This is a genomic window from Microbacterium sp. TW_SC_2 (genome assembly GCF_055361165.1).
In genome coordinates this window covers 957,840-975,694 of sequence record NZ_CM143952.1, presented here as the reverse complement: position 1 = coordinate 975,694, position 17,855 = coordinate 957,840, and the positions used below count along the sequence as shown (strand labels likewise).

The 17,855-nt window shown below is 70.2% G+C and carries 17 protein-coding genes; 9 read left to right on the top strand and 8 right to left on the bottom strand.

The annotated features are described in order from the left end of the window. Positions 1-137 precede the first annotated feature (137 nt). Complete coding sequence (locus ACWA14_RS04545) at positions 138-1,592, top strand: MFS transporter (protein ID WP_463796298.1); 1,455 nt, start codon at positions 138-140, stop codon at positions 1,590-1,592. Between the two features lie 81 nt (positions 1,593-1,673). Here the strand turns inward: ACWA14_RS04545 and ACWA14_RS04540 are convergent, their stop codons facing one another. Both ACWA14_RS04540 and ACWA14_RS04535 read right to left on the bottom strand, forming a co-directional pair. Continuing rightward, the gene (locus ACWA14_RS04540; RefSeq protein WP_463796297.1) at positions 1,674-2,318 is read right to left on the bottom strand and encodes an HAD-IA family hydrolase; all 645 of its coding nucleotides are present in this window, start codon (positions 2,316-2,318) and stop codon (positions 1,674-1,676) included. Between the two features lie 95 nt (positions 2,319-2,413). Next, entirely contained in the window at positions 2,414-3,445 is a 1,032-nt protein-coding gene (locus tag ACWA14_RS04535; RefSeq protein ID WP_463796296.1) for an LD-carboxypeptidase, read from the bottom strand. Between the two features lie 233 nt (positions 3,446-3,678). On the opposite strand from ACWA14_RS04535, the gene ACWA14_RS04530 reads away from it, so the two are divergent. Further along, the gene (locus ACWA14_RS04530; protein WP_463796295.1) at positions 3,679-5,568 is read left to right on the top strand and encodes an ABC transporter ATP-binding protein; all 1,890 of its coding nucleotides are present in this window, start codon (positions 3,679-3,681) and stop codon (positions 5,566-5,568) included. A gap of 201 nt (positions 5,569-5,769) precedes the next feature. Here ACWA14_RS04530 and ACWA14_RS04525 read toward each other — a convergent pair whose 3' ends face one another. After that, a complete protein-coding gene (locus tag ACWA14_RS04525; protein WP_463796294.1) occupies positions 5,770-7,632 on the bottom strand; it encodes a phosphoenolpyruvate carboxykinase (GTP) in 1,863 nt (620 codons plus the stop codon). 111 nt (positions 7,633-7,743) lie between these two features. On the opposite strand from ACWA14_RS04525, the gene ACWA14_RS04520 reads away from it, so the two are divergent. Then, the gene (locus ACWA14_RS04520; protein ID WP_463796293.1) at positions 7,744-9,186 is read left to right on the top strand and encodes a helix-turn-helix domain-containing protein; all 1,443 of its coding nucleotides are present in this window, start codon (positions 7,744-7,746) and stop codon (positions 9,184-9,186) included. 53 nt (positions 9,187-9,239) lie between these two features. On the opposite strand, the gene ACWA14_RS04515 is transcribed toward ACWA14_RS04520, so the two are convergent. Beyond that, positions 9,240-10,319, bottom strand: a complete 1,080-nt coding sequence (locus ACWA14_RS04515) for a winged helix DNA-binding domain-containing protein (RefSeq protein ID WP_463796292.1) — start codon at positions 10,317-10,319, stop codon at positions 9,240-9,242. A 143-nt stretch (positions 10,320-10,462) separates the two neighbouring features. Next, on the bottom strand, positions 10,463-11,911 hold the full coding sequence (locus tag ACWA14_RS04510) for a glyceraldehyde-3-phosphate dehydrogenase (protein ID WP_463796291.1): 1,449 nt from the start codon (positions 11,909-11,911) through the stop codon (positions 10,463-10,465). A gap of 198 nt (positions 11,912-12,109) precedes the next feature. Here ACWA14_RS04510 and ACWA14_RS04505 point away from each other — a divergent pair, with 198 nt between their 5' ends. Beyond that, positions 12,110-12,529 carry a DMT family transporter gene (locus ACWA14_RS04505; RefSeq protein WP_463796290.1) on the top strand — a complete coding sequence of 140 codons (420 nt, stop codon included), beginning with the start codon at positions 12,110-12,112 and terminating at the stop codon, positions 12,527-12,529. After that, a complete protein-coding gene (locus ACWA14_RS04500) occupies positions 12,526-12,846 on the top strand; it encodes a DMT family transporter (RefSeq protein ID WP_463796289.1) in 321 nt (106 codons plus the stop codon). Before ACWA14_RS04505 ends, ACWA14_RS04500 begins: the two co-directional genes overlap by 4 nt. Before the next feature lie 59 nt (positions 12,847-12,905). Here ACWA14_RS04500 and ACWA14_RS04495 read toward each other — a convergent pair whose 3' ends face one another. From ACWA14_RS04495 to ACWA14_RS04485, 3 genes are read right to left on the bottom strand one after another with little or no spacing between them, the layout of a single operon-like run. Continuing rightward, positions 12,906-13,571 carry an SDR family oxidoreductase gene (locus ACWA14_RS04495; RefSeq protein WP_463796288.1) on the bottom strand — a complete coding sequence of 222 codons (666 nt, stop codon included), beginning with the start codon at positions 13,569-13,571 and terminating at the stop codon, positions 12,906-12,908. Between the two features lie 35 nt (positions 13,572-13,606). After that, positions 13,607-14,539 carry an N-acetylmuramic acid 6-phosphate etherase gene (murQ, locus tag ACWA14_RS04490; RefSeq protein ID WP_463796287.1) on the bottom strand — a complete coding sequence of 311 codons (933 nt, stop codon included), beginning with the start codon at positions 14,537-14,539 and terminating at the stop codon, positions 13,607-13,609. Continuing rightward, complete coding sequence (locus ACWA14_RS04485) at positions 14,529-15,419, bottom strand: N-acetylglucosamine kinase (RefSeq protein WP_463796286.1); 891 nt, start codon at positions 15,417-15,419, stop codon at positions 14,529-14,531. Before ACWA14_RS04485 ends, murQ begins: the two co-directional genes overlap by 11 nt. A gap of 87 nt (positions 15,420-15,506) precedes the next feature. Between ACWA14_RS04485 and ACWA14_RS04480 the strand changes: the two genes are divergently transcribed. The 4 genes from ACWA14_RS04480 to ACWA14_RS04465 all read left to right on the top strand — a co-directional run bounded on the left by ACWA14_RS04480 (position 15,507) and on the right by ACWA14_RS04465 (position 17,851). Beyond that, positions 15,507-16,367 (top strand): MurR/RpiR family transcriptional regulator, encoded by an 861-nt coding sequence (locus ACWA14_RS04480; protein ID WP_463796285.1) that lies wholly within the window; start codon positions 15,507-15,509, stop codon positions 16,365-16,367. Between the two features lie 61 nt (positions 16,368-16,428). Continuing rightward, positions 16,429-17,079 carry an HAD-IA family hydrolase gene (locus ACWA14_RS04475; RefSeq protein ID WP_463796284.1) on the top strand — a complete coding sequence of 217 codons (651 nt, stop codon included), beginning with the start codon at positions 16,429-16,431 and terminating at the stop codon, positions 17,077-17,079. A 53-nt stretch (positions 17,080-17,132) separates the two neighbouring features. Beyond that, entirely contained in the window at positions 17,133-17,489 is a 357-nt protein-coding gene (locus ACWA14_RS04470) for a YidH family protein (RefSeq protein ID WP_463796283.1), read from the top strand. Next, on the top strand, positions 17,486-17,851 hold the full coding sequence (locus ACWA14_RS04465; protein ID WP_463796282.1) for a DUF202 domain-containing protein: 366 nt from the start codon (positions 17,486-17,488) through the stop codon (positions 17,849-17,851). Before ACWA14_RS04470 ends, ACWA14_RS04465 begins: the two co-directional genes overlap by 4 nt. Positions 17,852-17,855 lie beyond the last annotated feature (4 nt).

Genomic DNA, 17,855 nt, shown 5'->3' with positions numbered 1-17,855 from the left:
TCGGGCATCGGCCTCGACTCTACGCACCCGAGCAGGGGGCGCCGGGAAGTGCGCACGGCGCACCCAGGCAACTCCCAGGAAGGCGTAAACTCACCCGGGTGCCTGGGAGAACCAGGGCCTGAATCGGAGGACATCCCTTGAGTACCACCACTGCGCCGGCCAATCCGCGCTCGCGTGTCATCACCGCGAGCCTGGTCGGCACCACGATCGAGTTCTACGACTTCTACGCGTATGCGACGGCCGCTGTGCTCGTGTTCCCCGCGCTGTTCTTCCCCACGGGGAACGACACCACCTCCCTGCTCTCGTCGTTCGCCGTGTTCGGTGCCGCGATGGTCGCCCGCCCGATCGGCGCGGTCGTCTTCGGCCACTTCGGCGACAAGTTCGGTCGCAAGGCCACGCTGGTCGCCTCGCTCCTCACGATGGGCATCGCGACGTTCGCGATCGGACTCCTGCCCACGTTCCAGGACATCGGCTGGTGGGCTGCGCTGCTCCTGCTGATCCTGCGTCTCGCGCAGGGCTTCGCGCTCGGCGGCGAGTGGTCGGGGGCCGCACTGGTCGCCACCGAGAACGCGCCGAAGGGCAAGCGCGCCTGGTACGGCACCTTCCCGCAGCTGGGCGCACCGCTCGGGTTCATCATCGCCAACCTGCTGTTCCTCGTCATCAACTGGCTGCTGCCGCACGCCGACAGCCCGATCCTGAAGTCCGAGGCGTTCCTGTCATGGGGATGGCGCATCCCCTTCCTGTTCTCGGCCGTGATGGTGATCGTCGGGCTCTGGGTGCGGCTCAAGCTCGTCGAGTCCGACACGTTCAAGAAGGCCGAGAAGACCGGCACGATCCGCAAGCTCCCGCTCGCGACCGTGTTCCGGTACCACTGGAAGCAGCTGATCCTCGGCACGTTCATCATGCTGGCGACGTACGTGCTGTTCTATCTGATGACGAACTTCACCCTCGCCTACGGCACCAAGGCCTCCTCGCTCGAGACGGCATCCGCCGCCGCGCAGGCCGCTGCAGAGGCCGCCGGAACGGACTTCGACGCCTCCGCCTTCGCCGCGCAGTTCTACCCCGGCCTCGGCTTCGGGTACACCGACTTCGTGCTCATGCAGATCATCGGTGTCGTGTTCTTCGGCATCTTCACGCTGCTGTCGGGCCCGATCGCCGACAGGATCGGCCGCCGCACACTGCTGCTCTGGGTCACCGGGCTCATCATCGTGTTCGGTCTGACCTTCAACACGTTCCTGCTGCCGACGGTCGACCCGAAGTTCAGCGGTGCCCTTGTGCAGGCGTTCCTCGTGTTCGGGTTCCTTCTGATGGGGGCGACCTTCGGCCCGATGGGTGCACTGCTGCCGGAGCTGTTCCCGACGAACGTCCGCTACACGGGCTCGGCGATCTCGTACAACGTCTCCTCGATCCTCGGAGCCGCGGTCGCCCCGCTGATCGCGGTGGCGCTGTGGGAGCTGGGCGACGGCGAGCCGTGGCTCGTCGGCCTGTACCTGTCGGCGATGGGCGTGCTGACCTTCATCGCCCTGCTGCTGAGCACGGAGACCAAGGACGTCGACTACGAAGACGACCTCGGCGTCGCCGCGAAGGCGTAGCCGGAGCATCCGATCACAGATCGTCGATCGTCGATCACCGGAAGGCACCCGCTTCCTCCGAGGCGGGTGCCTTCCTGGGTGTCAGGAGCGTGCGGTCGGCGAGCGTTCTACCAGGAACTCCTCGATCGCCGCGATCGTCGCCGCGTTGTCGCGATGCAGGATGCCGCGGATGCCGACGACTGCAGCTCCCTCGATGGGTGCCGTGTTGTCGTCGATGAAGAACACCTGCTCCGGCGCAGCACCGAGCCGTTCCAGCGCACGGAGGTAGGCCTGCGGCTCCGGCTTGTTCACGCCCTGTTCGTGGCTGTAGCAGATCGGGTCGAAGATCGTCGAGAATCCGAAGCGGCGCTCTTCCTCCTCGCGGGCGCCGTCGACCGAGTTCGACAGGATGGCGGTGCTCGCGCGTCCGCGCAGGGAACGTGCGTACGCGATCAGCTCGGTGTTGCCGGTGCCGCAGTAGGCGTCCCAGAAATCCGCACGCATCGTGACGCGGTCGGTCTCCCCGAGCTCGAGAGCCGTGGCGAGCCTGTCCCAGAATTCGTTCTGGGTGCCGACCGTCACATCGATCGCGGGCAGCTCCGCGCCCTCGACGCGCGCGTCGAACTCCGTCCGCGGGAGCCCGCTGCGGACGCACCAACGCTGCCACCACTGCTCCTGCCAGGTGTCGTCATCGACCAGCTCGAGCACGCCCCCGACGTCGAACAGGATCCATTTCGCGTCGTTCATCCGGTCACCCTAGGACAGAGTCCTGGGAGTCAGGCTTCGGGGAGTCAGGGTTCGGGGAGTCAGGGTTCTGGGAGTCAGGGTTCTGGGAGTCAGCGTCAGAACTGCGCGGTCAGCGTCCGGGTCTCGCCGTCGAGCGTCATGATGCCGCCGTAGGGCAGGATCCACTGCGGGCGCGTGTGGCCGAACGGCGGGCCGATGCACACCACGGCCTCGGGGTTGTAGCGGTCGACGGCATCGATCACCGCATCCCGCTGCGCGTCGCGCAGGGCGCGGGCCTCGTCGGGCGACGGCTGGAACTCGAAGTCACTCACCGGGGGCCGGGCGACCACGATGCCGGAGACGGCCGAGAGCACCCCGCGCTCCCCCAGTCCGCGGAGCCACCGGGCCACCCAGCTCGCGGACGGACGCTCCTCGCTGGTCTCGAGCAGCAGGATGCCGCCGGTGAGATCGGCGACGGGTGGTAGCAGGTCGGCGAGCGCGAGGGAGTCGATGACCTCGAGGCATCCGCCCCAGGTGCGCCCCTCGACCCGTCGCTCCGGGCCGGACCAGGTCCACGGCTCGGTCGCGGTACGGATGCCGAACTCGGTCAGCGCGCGAGGATCGTCCCAGCGCCGACCCACATCCTCGGACTCCCCTGGTTCCGTGATCTCGACCGTGCCCCCGTCGATCAGCGCCGCCCGGAGCGAACGGAGGTGCACATCGTCGACGCCGGGCCCGGGGCCCAGGTGCACGGCGGTCGATCCGCCGTAGTACCCGCGGATGCCGAGCGACCACAGCCAGTTCAGGATGTTCGTGTTGTCGCTGTACCCGAGGAAGGGCTTGGGATCGGCGAGCGCGAGGGCCGAGTCGAGGTGCGGCACGACGAGGATCTGGTCGTCGCCGCCGATCGTCGCGAGGATGGCCCGGATGCTCGGGTCGGCGAAGGCCGCGTTGACATCGGCCGCGCGCGCTGCGGGGCTCGCGTCGAGCAGCCGCGTCGTCGGATACTCGACCGGCACGAGACCCGTGAAGGCGCGGAGGCGGCGCATGGCCTGCTCGTGCAGTTCCGGCGCCACGGCAGGCGCGGCGAACGCCGGGGAGAGCACGGCGACGCGGTCGCCGGCATGGAGTCTCGGTGCGGTCAGCATCCCTCCAGTCTGGCGCAGGGCGCCGGCCCCTGTTCTCTTCCCTCCGCCGCCCGACTGCGGAGGAGATCCAGGTTGCGGAGGACCGATGCCGCGCAAACCTCCTCCCGAACCGGGATCTCCTCCCCACGCGCATCGATACCGCGAGTCACGCGAGAACGCCACGGACCGGCGTCCGATCCCCTCCGCAGGAAGTACGGTCGTAGTACCCCCTTTTTCTCAGAACGAGGTCACCCATGTCCCGCACGGCGACTCCCCGCCGACGCGGACGCGGCGCGCAGCAGGACGGTCCGCGCGCCACGTTCCGCCAGCTCCTCCCCTTTCTGTTCGAGCACAAGCCCACGCTGATCGTGGTCGCGGTGCTCAGCGTCGTCGGCGCGGCCACCTCGCTCGTGCAGCCGCTGCTGGTGGGGCAGGTCATCGAAGCCGTGCAGTCGGAGGGCACCATCACGCTCCTGGTGTGGCTGCTCGTGGGCTTCGTGATCGCCTCGTCGATCATCTCCGGCTTCCAGCACTACCTGCTGCAGCGCACCGGCACCGCCGTGGTGCTGTCCAGCCGCCGTCAGCTGATCGCCCGCATCCTGCACCTGCCGACCTCGGAGTTCGACGCGCGTCGCACGGGCGACCTCGTCTCGCGGGTGGGCACCGACACGACGCTGCTCTATGCGGTGCTGACGCAGGGACTCGCGGATGCCGTCGGCAACGTCGTGCTGTTCCTCGGAGCCCTCATCGCGATGCTCGTGATCGACCCGATCCTGCTGCTGCTGATCGTGATCGTGATCGGGGTGTCGGTGGTCGTGGTCGTCGCGCTCAGCGGGCGCATCCGCACGGCGTCGACCGCCCAGCAGGAGAAGGTCGGCGAGCTGGCCTCCGGAGTCGAGCGCGCGGTGGGGTCGATCCGCACGATCCGCGCCTCGGGTGCCGCCGAGCGCGAGACCGCCGCCGTGTCGGGACTGGCGACCGAGGCCTACGGGATCGGCGTCCGGATCGCGAAGATCTCCTCACTCGTCGTGCCGATCGCGGGCATCGCGCTGCAGCTCTCCCTGCTCGTGGTGCTGGGCGTGGGCGGATTCCGTGTCGCCGCGGGCGCGATCACGATCGCCTCCCTGATCGCCTTCATCATGTTCCTGTTCCTGCTGGTGATGCCCCTGGCCTCGACGTTCGGCGCGATCACCTCGGTGAATCAGGCCCTCGGCGCCCTCGGCCGCATCCAGGAGGTCCTCGACCTGCCGACCGAGACGCAGCGCGATGCCGAGATCGCCGCCCGCATCACCCGCGACGATCCCGATCCGGACGCTCCGGCCCTGGAGTTCCGCGACGTGCACTTCCGCTATCCCGAGAACGTGGTCGCCGCCCGCCGGGCCGCCGCGAAGGAGGCGCAGAACGTGCTCGCCGACGCGCACCTCGAGAAGACGGATGCCGAGGCCGCTCCGGTCGCCGACGAGCACGACGTCCTGCGCGGCGTGTCCTTCGCCGTCCCGCGGGGCGCCCGCGTGGCGCTGGTCGGACCGAGCGGGGCGGGCAAGAGCACGATCCTGTCGCTCGTCGAGCGCTTCTACGACCCCACCGGCGGCTCGATCCGCCTGTACGGGCACGATGCCCGCACCTACCCGCGCGACGAGCTGCGCGCCCAGTTCGGGTACGTGGAGCAGGACGCCCCGACGCTCGCCGGAACGCTCGCCGACAACCTGCGCCTCGCCGCCCCCTCCGCCACCGACGCGGAGTGCGAGCAGGTGCTGCGGGCCGTGAACCTCGGTGACGTGCTCGAGCGGAGCCCGCTCGGCCTGGAAGCACCGGTCGGGGAAGACGGCGTGATGCTGTCGGGCGGCGAGCGCCAGCGTCTCGCGATCGCGCGCGCCCTGCTCACCGACGCCCCCATCCTGCTGCTCGACGAATCGACATCGTCGCTCGACGGCGTGAACGAGCAGCGGATGAGGGAGGCGATCGACGCGGTCTCGACCGACCGCACACTGATCGTGATCGCGCACCGGCTCTCGACCGTGGTCGACAGCGACCTGATCGTCGTGCTGCAGAACGGCGAGGTCGTCGGCCAGGGCACGCACGCCGAGCTCGTCGTGTCGACTCCGCTCTACCGAGATCTCGCGCGGCACCAGCTGCTGGCGTAGCGGGACGCACGCCGCGGCCATGCGCCGTCGCTCGCGCAGACGGCACAACGCGAAGGCGGGATGCCGGAGACCACTCAGCCATGGGTTCGTCTCTGACTTCCCGCCTTCGCGGGTTCGGGGGGCACGTCGGCGCGGAGCCGTCCTGCCCGGAGGGAAGGTGCCGACTCCCCCGAGTCGGCACCGGTCTGTGGGGCGGCGGGGCTAGGCCTTCGCCAGCCGGTACCGCAGCGAGGCGAGCTCGCTGCGCAGCGCCGCGGGGACCTTGTCGCCGAAGGTGTCGTAGAACGCCTCCGTCAGATCCGCCTCGGTCTTCCAGGCCTCGGCGTCGACGGAGAAGAGCTCCTCCAGGTCGGCCGCGGGGATGTCGAGTCCGTCGAGGTTGAGGTCCGACGTGACGGGCAGACGTCCGATCGGGCTGTCGACGGCCGGCACGTCGCCCGCGACCCGGCGGATGATCCAGTCGACGACACGCGAGTTGTCGCCGAATCCGGGCCACAGGAAGCGGCCGTCGTCACCGCGGCGGAACCAGTTCACCTGGAAGATGCGCGGCGCGCGGTCGAAGCGCAGGCCCCGACCGACCTTGAGCCAGTGCGCGAAGTAGTCCGCCATGTTGTAGCCGCAGAACGGCAGCATCGCGAACGGGTCGCGGCGCAGCTCGCCGAGGGTTCCTTCGGCTGCGGCCGTGCGCTCGGACGAGATGTTCGAGCCGAGGAAGACGCCGTGGGTCCAGTCGGTCGCCTCCACCACGAGCGGCACGTTGCTCGCACGGCGTCCGCCGAACAGGATGACGTCCAGCGGCACCGCCTGCTCCCAGTCCTCGGAGATCTGCGGGCACTGCGCGGCCGACACCGTGAAGCGGGAGTTGGGGTGCGCGGCGGGACGGCCGGAGTCGGGCGTCCACGGGTTGCCCTCCCAGTCGATCAGGTTCGCGGGGGCCGTGTCGGTCAGCCCCTCCCACCACACGTCGCCGTCGGGGCGGAGAGCGACGTTCGTGAAGATCGTGTTGCCCCACAGCGTCTCGACCGCGGTGACGTTGGTCGACTCGCCGGTGCCCGGCGCGACGCCGAAGAACCCGGCCTCGGGATTGATCGCCCACATCCGGCCGTCCTCGCCGGGACGGATCCACGCGATGTCGTCGCCGAGGGTCTCGACCTTCCAGCCGGGGATCGTCGGGCGCAGCATCGCGAGGTTCGTCTTGCCGCAGGCCGACGGGAACGCGGCGGCGACGTGGTAGGCCTTGCCCTTCGGGTCGATCACGCGGATGAGGAGCATGTGCTCGGCGAGCCACCCCTCGTCGCGGGCGATCACCGAGGCGATACGCAGGGCGAAGCACTTCTTGGCGAGGATGGCGTTGCCGCCGTAGCCGGAGCCGAAGGAGTAGACCTCGAGCGTCTCCGGGAAGTGGACGATGTACTTGTCGTCGTTGCACGGCCATTCGACATCGGCCTGACCGGCCGCGAGAGGCGCACCGACCGAATGCACGGTCTTCACCCACGGGGCACCGTCGGCGATGCGGCGCGTGACGGCATCGCCGACGCGGGTCATGATGCCGATGGATGCCACGGCGTAGGCGCTGTCGGTGATCTGGACGCCGATGTGCGAGAGCGGCCCACCGACCGGGCCCATCGAGAACGGCACGACGTACATCGTGCGGCCGCGCATGGAGCCGGCGAAGATCTCGTCCATCTTCCGGTGCATGTCGGCGGGATCGGCCCAGTTGTTCGTGGGACCGGCATCCTCCTCGCGCTGCGAGGCGATGAAGGTGCGGCCCTCCGTGCGGGCGACGTCGCTGGGGTGCGACCGGGCGAGGTAGGAACCGGGCCGCCACTCGGGGTTCAGCTTGATGAGCTTGCCCTCGGCCACCAGGCCGCGCAGGAGCCAGTCGTTCTCGGCCGCCGACCCGTCGACCCAGTGCACGGAGTCCGGCTGGGTGAGGGTGCGGATCTCGTCGACCCAGGCGGCCAGCTCCGCCATCGCGGGAGTGTCGTAGCTCGGCGCCGCACCGAACGTGCGCACGGCGGCGACGGGAGAGGTGCGAGGGGCGAAGACTTCGGCGATGGCCACGATGGTGCTCCTTCGATGTGTGGGGCGTTGAGTCCATCTTCTTCCGGGTTTGGGGAGTCTTTCGGCCAAATCGGCGGATAAGAAACGCAGTTCTTTCGCTAAGCTCAAACTATGGCTCCTTCCGGCATCCACCTCACGACTCTCGGCCACCGCATCCGGCATCACCGGCTCCAGAACGGGTTCACCCTCGACGAGCTCGGTGCGCTGGTCGGCGTGGCCGGCTCACAGCTCAGCCTGATCGAGAACGGCAAGCGCGAACCCAAGCTCTCGCTGCTGCAGGCGATCGCGCAGGCGACGAGCACCGAGGTCACCGACCTGATCTCCGGTGAGCCGCCGAACCGCCGCGCGGCGCTGGAGATCGAGCTCGAGCGGGCGCAGGAGAGCCCCGTCTTCCGGCAGCTCGGCGTCGCCCCCGTGCGGGTGACGAAGGGCATGAGCGACGAGACGATCGAATCGCTGCTGGGACTGCACCACGAGCTGCAGCGCCGCGAACGCGAGGCGATCGCCACCCCCGAGGAGGCGCGCCGCGCGAACACCGAGCTGCGGTTGCGCATGCGGGCGCAGCACAACTACCTCGGCGACATCGACAAGCTCGCCGAGAAGCATCTGCGCTCGGCGGGGCACGTGCAGGGAGCGCTCACGCATCGCACGGTGAGCATCATGGCCGAGAAGCTCGGGTTCGAGCTGATCTACGTCAACGACCTCCCGCACTCCACCCGCTCGGTCACCGACCTCGAGAACGGTCGCATCTATCTGCCACCCGCGTCGATCCCCGGCGGACACGGGCTCCGGTCGATGGCGCTGCAGGCGATGGCGCACCGGATCCTCGGACACACGCCGCCCACCGACTATGCGGACTTCCTGCAGCAGCGGCTCGAGATCAACTACTTCGCGGCATCCTGTCTGATGCCCGAGGCCGCCGCGGTGGCCTTCCTGCAGCAGGCGAAGAAGGATCGCAACCTGGCCGTCGAGGACTTCCGCGACGCCTTCGGGGTGACGCATGAGGCCGCCGGCATGCGCATGACCAACCTGATGACCCAGCATCTGGGCATGTCGCTGCACTTCCTGCGCGTCGACGTCACCGGCGCGATCACCCGGGTCTACGAGAACGACGATCTGCCGCTGCCCATGGACGTCACCGGTGCGGTCGAGGGCCAGCGCGTGTGCCGGAAGTTCCAGGCGCGCGCGGCGTTCACACAGCAGAACCGCACCACGGAGCACCACCAGTACACCGATACGCCGTCGGGGACGTTCTGGTGCTCCACGCAGACCGGTTCGTCGCGTGACGGCGAGTTCTCGATCACGGTGGGAGTGCCCTTCGACGACGCCCGGTGGTGGCGCGGGCGCGAGACGAACGACCGAGCCGTCTCGACCTGCCCGGACGAGGCCTGCTGCCGCCGACCGTCGGCCGAGCTGCAGGACCGGTGGAGCGGACGCGCGTGGCCGAGCGCCCGCGTGCACACGCACATGTTCTCGCCGCTCCCCCGGGGCGCGTTCCCCGGGGTCGACGACAACGAGGTCTACAACTTCCTCGGACGGCACGCCGACGAGTGAGGCGCCTGCGGGGCGGACGGTGCAGCCGCCGGTTCCGTTGACCTCGGCCGATCTCAGCCGTCGAGGAACCGGCGGAAGCGCGTGAGAGCGGTACCCACCGCGTCGGGGTCGGGGGCATCGGCATCGGCATCGGCATCGGCATCGGCATCGGGCTGGAAGTACTCCGGCGGCGCGTCTCGCGCGACGCTCGCGGGGCTCCAGCATCCGACCGCACGCCCCTCGGACAGCAGGATCGGGCGCACCATGCCGTTCTTGCCGGGGCCGACCGTGGCGAGGTGCGCGGGCGGGCAGACCGCGGAGCGATCGGCGTAGGAGATGTAGTACTCGTCGAAGGCGCCGAGGGCGTGCACGGACGCCGCGCGTGGAGACCGTCGCGGTCGCTCGGCGCACACGAAGACGCCGCTCTCGACCTCGACCAGGCGCGCGGACGCTCGCTCCGCCGCCTCACGGGAGAGACCGAGCGTCAGCCCCGACCACCAGGCGAAATCCGCGACACCGGCCGGGCCGTGACCGGCGATGTAGCGCACGAACAGCTCGGCGAGCGGGTCCTCAGGGCGCGCATGATCACGGATGTGATCGTCGACGAGCACGAAACGCTGCTCGCGGGTCACGCCGTCGCGCGCGACGACCGGCCCCTGACAGAGCAGCCCGTCGATCGTCAGGGTGAAGAGCAGATGGAGCCCGCGCTGCCCGCGCGGGTCGATGCCGATTCCGTCGAGGATCTCGAAGACCTCCGCTCGCGTGCATCCGCCGTCGCGCAGCGCCGGGATGAGGGCGGATGCCGCGGCGGCGACCATCGCGTCGTCGATTCCGAGGTCGCGGTGCCGTCCGGCCGCCTGCTGCCGCTGCCTCTCCGCCGTGACCGACAGGATCCAGCCGAGGTCGCGCGCGGGAACCGTGTGCAGCGTGCCCCGCATGGTCCAGGCCCGCACGAGATCACCGCGGTCGAAGGCGCGGTCGAGGGACCGGAGCGTGGGCTGACCCGTCGTGCGCACGGCGAGCGCCCACCGTCCGGCGGTGAAGTCCTGGCTCTGCACCGCGAGCATGTGGCTCGCGGCCTCCGTCACGGTGCGCGCCGGCGCGGTGAGCCGGTGCGACCGCAGACGCTCGGACAGCAGAGTCGTGCTCTTCATGCCCCCATCATGCCCTCCCCTTCCCCCCGCCTCCCCGTGCCGACCGGCCCCTCTGTGCACGACCCGGCCCTCTTTGTGCGTTCACAAAGGGGTGGCTCGCACAAAGAGGGGCCGGTCGGCGAGGAGGACGGCGGAACGAGGGGTCAGGCGTGCAGCGTCACCTCGCGACGCGCGGGGAGCACGACGGGGTGGGAGCCCGCCATCACCTCGAGCACACGGATGACCTGGCACGAGTAGCCGTACTCGTTGTCGTACCAGACGTAGAGCACCACGTCGCGATCGTTCGCGATGGTCGCGAGACCGTCCACGATGCCGGCGCGGTGCGAACCGACGAAGTCCGTCGACACGACCTCGGGGCTCTCGACGTAGTCGATCTGCTGACGGAGCTTCGAGTGCAGCGACACCCGCCGCAGGTAGTCGTTGAGCTCATCCCGGTCCGCTGCACGCTCCAGGCTCAGGTGCAGCACCGCGAGCGAGACGTCGGGCGTGGGCACCCGGATCGCCGACCCGGTGAGCTTGCCCTCGAGCTCCGGCAGCGCGCGGGCGACGGCCTTCGCGGCTCCGGTCTCGGTGATGACCATGTTCAGCACGGCCGAGCGCCCTCGGCGGTCGCCGCTGTGGAAGTTGTCGATCAGGTTCTGGTCGTTCGTGAACGAGTGCACGGTCTCGACGTGGCCGCGCACGATGCCGTACGCCTCGTCGATCGCCTTCAGCACGGGCGTGATGGCGTTCGTGGTGCAGGAGGCCGCGGTGATGATGCGATCGTCCGGCGTGATGGTGTCGTCGTTGATGCCGTGCACGATGTTCTTCAGCGTGCCCTTGCCCGGAGCCGTCAGCAGCACCCGGGCGACGCCCGGCGCCTCCAGGTGGCGACGAAGGCCCTCCTCGTCCCGCCAGCGCCCGGTGTTGTCGACCACGATGGCGTCGCGGATCCCGTACGCCGTGTAGTCGACGGATGCCGGGTCGTTCGAGTAGATCACCGGGATGCGGGTGCCGTTCGCGATCAGCTGCTCCGCCTCCTCGTCGACCGTCACCGAACCGGCGAAGCGCCCGTGCACGGAGTCGCGCAGCAGGAGCGATGCCCGCTTGATCAGGTCGTTCTCGGAGCCGCGGCGCACCACGATCGCCCGCAGGCGCAGTCCGCTGCCCCCGCCGGTGTGGGCGATCAGGATGCGCGCGAGCAGGCGCCCGATCCGACCGAATCCGTAGAGCACGACATCCGTCGGTGCCGCGGCGACCGCATCGATCGCGGGCGCGAGCACCTCCTCCAGATACGCGTCGAGCGGCAGCTCGCTCTCGGCATGCCCCTCGGCGAGGCGGGCCACGTCGAGCGACGACGCACCGGGGGCGAGCTCATGGATCGCCTCCAGCACCGCGAGGGTGTCATCGAGCGGCAGCTGCTCGTGGCCGAGCTGGGCGACGCGCTCGTGCACCTCGACGAGTCCGGTCGCCGAGAGTCCGAGAAGTCGATGTCCGTGCAGCGAGGTGACCACGTCGCGCTCGCGCTTGAGGGCGCCGATCAGCGGGATCATCCGCTCGGCCAGTTCCTCTTTCGCGGTCCAGTCGTCGTGGGGTGCGGGGGTGACGTTCATCTGCGTCCTTGCATTGTGAGCGCGCGCCGAGGAGTCGCCGGCGCGCGAGGTTGCCGGGTGAGCTTCGGGGGATGCCTCCAGGGTACGCGCCCCGGGCGACGGCTTCGAATCAGGCCCGCGCCCGTTCACCGACAGGACAGGGAATCGTGCGAGCATCCGACACGTTGTCTCTCCCGGACACCCTCGAAAGGCGACCGCATGCCCTCCCCGCCCCGCCGCTCGGCCGGCCGCTCACGCCGTGCCTCCCCCTGGCCTCCCCTCCTGCTGGCGATCGCGCTCGAGGTGACGGCGACGCTGTCCCTGCGCGCGGCCGAGGGTGTGACGCATCCCCTCTGGCTCATCCCCGTCGTGATCGGCTACTCGTCGTCGCTGTGGCTGCTCTCGATCGTGCTGGATCGCGGGATGCCGGTCGGCGTCGCGTACGGCATCTGGTCGGCGATCGGGGTCGTGCTCACGGCGATTCTCGGCACCGTCCTGTTCGGCGAGCTGCTCGGCCCCGTGCAGCTCGTCGGCGTCGGGGTCATCGTGGTGGGCGTGCTGCTGGTCGAGCTGGGATCGCACGCGCGCCCGTCGAGCACGTCGACCGCGTCGGCCGCATCGACCGAGGCCGTCGCATGACCTGGCTGCTGCTCGCCCTCGCGATCGCGAGCGAGGTCACCGCGACGCTCAGTCTCCGTGCATCCGAGGGGCTGCGGCGTCGGCGGTGGATCCCGGTGATCGTGGTCGGCTATCTCGCCGCGTTCACGCTGCTCGGGACGATCCTCGCGCTGGGGATGCCGGTCGGCGTCGCCTACGGCATCTGGGCCGCCGCCGGGGTCGCCGTGACCGCGGTGCTCGGACGTGTGATCTTCAAGGACCACTTCTCCCTGCTGATGGGCGTCGGCGTCGCCCTCATCGCCACCGGAGTCGCGCTGATCGAGTTCGGCGGGCACTGAGGCAGGCGCTGAGAGCCCGGCACCGCGAGGCAACCCGACGCTGAGAGGCAGGCGCTCGCTCAGAACTGCGCCGAGAACGCCCCGTCGCTCTTGAGCAGCTGACCGGAGATCCATCGGCCCTCGTCCGAGACGAGGAACTCGACCACGGCGGCGATGTCGGTCGGGCGGCCCAGACGGCCGAGCGGCGTCATCTCGCTGAGGCCGGTGCGCGTCTCGTCGTCCATCCATCCGGTGTCGATCGGACCGGGATTGAGCACATTGGCCGAGATGCCGCGCGGGCCGAGCTCGCGCGCCGCCGAGATCACGAGCCGGTCGAGCGCCCCCTTCGAGGCGCCGTACGGCAGATTGCCGGTCACATGATCGCTCGTGAGCGCCAGGACGGCTCCCCCGTCGTCGCCGATCTGACGCGCGAAGGCCGCGATCAGCAGCAGGCTCGCCCGGGCGTTCACGGCGACGTGCCGGTCGAAGCTCTCGGCGGTCGTGTCGAGGATGCCGGACTCCACATCGTGCGCGTGGCTCAGGATGAGCGCCGAGATCGTGCCGTGCCGGCGGGCGACCTCGGAGATCAGCGCCTCCGGTCCCTCCGGCGTCGAGAGATCGGCGGGATGATCCGCGTCGTGCAGATCGCTGGTGACGACGGTCCAGCCGGCGGCGCGCAACCGCGGGACGATGCCGGCGGCGATGCTGTTCGCCCGCGCGGCGCCGGTGATGAGAGCGAGAGGCATCCGGCCACGGTACCGGAGGACCCGGGCGTCTCCCGTCAGGACAGCGCGGCGATCGCGTTGCGCAGGATGCCGTCGGCGTCGCGCAGCGCGAAGGCGGCGGACTCGGCGTCCGCACCCGTCATGACCATGAGCAGGGCGAGCTTCACGGAGCCCTCGGCCTCTTCCAGCGCCGCCGACGCCTCGTCGACATCGACGCCGGTCAACTGCGCCACCGTGCGGATCGATCGCGCGTGCAGCTTCTCGTTCGTCGCGAGCAGGTCGACCATCACGCCCTGATACGTCTTACCCAGCTTGATCATGGACAGCGTGGTGAGCATGTTCACGACGAGCTTCTGCGCCGTGCCGGACTTCAGTCGCGTCGAGCCGGAGATGAACTCGGGGCCGGTCACGACCTCGATCGCGATCTCGGCCGCGGCACCGATCGCGGACGACGCGTTCGAGGCGATCGCGACCGTCAGAGCGCCGAGACCACGCGCATAGTCGAGGCCGCCGATGACATAGGGCGTGCGACCGGAGGCGGAGATCCCCACCACCGTGTCGAGGGACGACAGACCGAGGTCGCGCAGCGACGTCTCGGCAGCCTCGCCGTCGTCTTCGGCGTTCTCGACGGCCGAGCGGATGGCGGTCTCTCCCCCCGCGATGAGTCCGACCACGAGCGACGGGTCGGTGCCGAAGGTGGGCGGGCACTCGCTCGCATCGAGCACGCCGATGCGGCCGGCGGTGCCGGCGCCGATGTAGATGAGGCGGCCGCCGCGGCGGAACCGCTCGGTGATGCCGTCGACCGCCGCCGCGATCTCGGGGGCGCATTCGGCCACCGCGACGGGGACCCGCACGTCCTCCGCGTTCATGCGCCGCACGAGTTCGACGGTGTCGAGGAGGTCGAGGTCGCCGCGCTCGGTGGTCGAGGCCTCCGTGTCGAGGCTCGAGAGCACGGAGAGGAGTTCGGTCAGTCGGGTCTCATTCGGCACGGTGCACGAACCTTTCGTGGGGAAGATCGGAGTGGCGGGCGAGCAGCAGGGCCCCGTCGAGGGCGCTGCCCGCTGCCGGGATGCTGTGGCGGCCGGCGGCCTTCAGCGCGCGGGCGAGCGTGTCGTGGAAGCCACGATGGTCGGTGAGCCCGCCGTGCACGACGACGTCGAGTGTGCGCGTCGACGCGGCGACCGCGGATGCCGTGAGCAGGCGCGTGGCCTCGCGAGCGATCTCCACGGCCACCGGATCGCCGTCGGCGGCGGCGTCGAGCACCAGCGGCGCGAGCGTCGCGAGCCGTCGCGGCAGAGGTTCGGGCTGCGCGAGCCAGCCCACGATGTCGGATGCCGCGCCGATGCGCTCCTCGATCGCCTCGCTCAGCACCGTGCCGCCGCCGAGGCCGGCGGAATGGCGGAGCACGGCGCGCAGCGCTTCTCGTCCGAGCCAGGAGCCGCTTCCGAAGTCGCCGAGCTCCGGACCCCAGCCGTCGACCAGTCGCGCACCGTCGTCGTCGATGCCGAGCGCGGCAGCGCCCGTTCCGGCGATCAGCAGCACGCCCGCACCGCCGTTCAGGGCTCCCGCGTGGGCGGTCACGACGTCGGAGGCGACGGCCACTCGGGCGCCGGTCTCCGCCGCAAGGGCGTCGGCGAGCTGCTGGGCGGCGACGGGAGCGGTCCAGGCGCCGGCCGCACCGACGCCGAGCAGGTCGATCGAAGAACCGTCAGCGGGCAGCAGCGGTACGATCGCGGCCAGGGCGTCTTCGACGCCTGAGCGGGCCGCGAGGCCCGGGGCGCCGATGCCGTCGGCCGCGTACGCGCCTGCAACGACCCGGCACCGCGATTTACCGAGGTCCACAGCGACGGCTCGGACAGAAGAACTCATGAAAATAGTGTACGCATTGATCGGCGTACATGAAACAATTATTCAGATGCGGGTCGACGCTGAACACCTGCGCACCGAGGGAGAGCAATGAGCATCCAGACGACCATCGCGACGGCCGCTGAGACGCTCCCACCGTCCCTCGCCCGGATCGCCCGCGTCATCAGCGACGATCCGACGACAGCGGTCGAGAGCACCATCTCCGAACTCGCCGCACTGTGCGAGACCTCGGTCGCCTCGGTCGTGCGGTTCTGCCGCGTGATCGGTCTGCGCGGCTACGCCGCGCTGCGCATGGCCCTCGCCGCCGAGCTCGGGCGCGAGTCGGTGCAGTTCAGCGCGCCGGCCGGATTCGGCTCCGAGATCGCGGTGGGTGATTCGCTCCGCGACGCCGCCGGGAAGATCGCCGCACTCGAACTCCTCGCCATCGAGGAGACGGTCGGCAACCTCGACTACGACACACTGGCCACGGCTGTCGATGCGATCGACGACGCGCACCGCATCCTGCTGTTCGGTGTCGGGGCGAGCCGGCTCGTCGCGGACGACCTGGGTCACAAGCTGCTGCGCATCGGACGGACGGCGATCGTGCTGTCGGACGCGCACGAGGCGAGCGCCGCGGCCGCCCTGAGCACACCGAAGGCTGTCGCGATCGGCTTCTCGAACTCCGGCACCACTCTCGAGACGTTGCGCTTCCTGCAGGCTGCCCGCGCTGCCGGGACGGCGACGATCGCCGTCACCAGCACCGTCGGCTCCCCCGTCGCGGACACCGCTGATCACCTCCTGCTCACGCACGCACGCGAGCCGCGCTTCCGCGCCGGAGCCATGGTGAGCCGGATCGCGCAGCTCGCCGTGGTCGACTGCATCTTCGTCGGCGTCGCGCAGCGCCGCCACGCGCACACCGTGCACGCGCTGCAGCGCACCGCGGATGCCGCCAGGGCGCTGCGTTCGGAGTGAAGGCGGACGACGCCGCTCCGGCGTGATCGGCGGCCCCTGTCCGTCGGGTTAGCCTGGTCGGGTGACCGAGACCCTCCACGCCCGCGCCGTCCTGCTCGACATGGACGGCACCCTCGTCGACTCGACCTCCGTCGTGGAGCGGCTCTGGCTCGCTTGGGCGGAGCCCCACGGCATCGACCCGGCGACGGTGCTGCGGGTCGTGCACGGGCGACAGGGCCATCAGAGCATGGCGATCATGCTGCCCGAGCGCGACCACGCCATCAATCTCCGGGAGAACGAGATGATGCTGGCGAACGAGTCGAGCGACGTCGAGGGCGTCGTCGCGATCCCCGGTGCCGATGTCCTGCTGGACGCGCTCGCCCCCTTCCCGCACGCCGTCGTCACGTCCGCGAACATCGCGCTGATGACCGCACGGATGCAGGCCGCCGGTCTCACGGTCCCCGATCTCGCGGTCACGGCGGAGAGCGTCTCGGCGTCGAAGCCCGACCCGGAGGGATTCCTGCTGGGCGCCCGCCTGCTGGGTATCGATCCGGCGGAATGCATCGTTTTCGAGGACTCCGGCGCCGGCATCCAGGCCGGTCTCGCCGCCGGCATGCGCGTGATCGGCGTGGGACCGCACGCCGCGGCGCACCAGCCCACGGTCACCGTCGACGATCTCACCCAGGTCAGCATCGCTCCCACCGCGGAGGGTTTCGCGCTCACCGTCCGCTGACCGGAAAGGTTCCGCGGCGCTCCGAGCGGATCACGTCCGGATACGATGAGCCGATGCGACGCTTTCCCGCCTCGGTCTACGGCATCGGTGAGGAACCCGATCCTCGATTCTCGATGGCGAACGAGCGGACGTTCCTCGCCTGGACACGCACCGCGCTGGCATTGATCGCCGGAGGCGTCGCCCTCGAGGTGCTCGGACTCGATCTCCACCCCGGATTCCGACTCGCGGCATCATTGCTCCTCATCGTCGCGGGGACGATCTTCGCGCCGCTCGCGTGGGTGGAGTGGATGCGCGCCGAACGGGCATTGCGCCAGTCGAGGCCGTTGCCGAGCGCCTCCTCCGCCGTGTTCCTCATGGTGGTCGTCGTCGCCGTCGGGCTCCTCGTCGTCGCCGGCGTGCTGTGGCGATGAGCGAGCGGGCGCTGTTCGATCCCGGGCTGCAGCCGGAGCGCACCGAGCTGGCGTGGAGACGCACGGCTCTGGCCATCGCGATCGGTTCCCTGCTCTCGCTGCGCGTCCTGCCCCTTGCGCTTCCGCCGGCGCACGAAGCCTGGGGGTTCGCTCCCGGGCTCGTCGGTCTTCTCGCGGCGGGCGGAGTGTGGCTCGCCGCGCGACGCCGCCAGGTGCGGGTGAGCGACGTCCTGACCGGGCCCTCGCCGGGAACCGGGTTCCCGGGCGCGAGCCTGATGCTCGTGCTGACCGTGCTCGGGGTCGGGTTCGGGGCAGTGGCGCTGGTGTTCGTGGCGCTCTCGGTGCAGCCTTCGGGCATCTGACATG

Excerpts from the sequence above, each read along its gene's own strand:
- ACWA14_RS04485 (WP_463796286.1), bottom strand. The coding sequence starts at position 15,419 with ATGAGTTCTTCTGTCCGAGCCGTCGCTGTGGACCTCGGTAAATCGCGG.
- ACWA14_RS04505 (WP_463796290.1), top strand. The coding sequence starts at position 12,110 with ATGCCCTCCCCGCCCCGCCGCTCGGCCGGCCGCTCACGCCGTGCCTCC.
- ACWA14_RS04500 (WP_463796289.1), top strand. The coding sequence starts at position 12,526 with ATGACCTGGCTGCTGCTCGCCCTCGCGATCGCGAGCGAGGTCACCGCG.
- ACWA14_RS04495 (WP_463796288.1), bottom strand. The coding sequence starts at position 13,571 with ATGCCTCTCGCTCTCATCACCGGCGCCGCGCGGGCGAACAGCATCGCC.
- ACWA14_RS04530 (WP_463796295.1), top strand. The coding sequence starts at position 3,679 with ATGTCCCGCACGGCGACTCCCCGCCGACGCGGACGCGGCGCGCAGCAG.
- ACWA14_RS04535 (WP_463796296.1), bottom strand. The coding sequence starts at position 3,445 with ATGCTGACCGCACCGAGACTCCATGCCGGCGACCGCGTCGCCGTGCTC.
- ACWA14_RS04540 (WP_463796297.1), bottom strand. The coding sequence starts at position 2,318 with ATGAACGACGCGAAATGGATCCTGTTCGACGTCGGGGGCGTGCTCGAG.
- ACWA14_RS04515 (WP_463796292.1), bottom strand. The coding sequence starts at position 10,319 with ATGAAGAGCACGACTCTGCTGTCCGAGCGTCTGCGGTCGCACCGGCTC.
- ACWA14_RS04465 (WP_463796282.1), top strand. The coding sequence starts at position 17,486 with ATGAGCGAGCGGGCGCTGTTCGATCCCGGGCTGCAGCCGGAGCGCACC.
- ACWA14_RS04480 (WP_463796285.1), top strand. The coding sequence starts at position 15,507 with ATGAGCATCCAGACGACCATCGCGACGGCCGCTGAGACGCTCCCACCG.
- ACWA14_RS04510 (WP_463796291.1), bottom strand. The coding sequence starts at position 11,911 with ATGAACGTCACCCCCGCACCCCACGACGACTGGACCGCGAAAGAGGAA.
- ACWA14_RS04520 (WP_463796293.1), top strand. The coding sequence starts at position 7,744 with ATGGCTCCTTCCGGCATCCACCTCACGACTCTCGGCCACCGCATCCGG.
- ACWA14_RS04470 (WP_463796283.1), top strand. The coding sequence starts at position 17,133 with ATGCGACGCTTTCCCGCCTCGGTCTACGGCATCGGTGAGGAACCCGAT.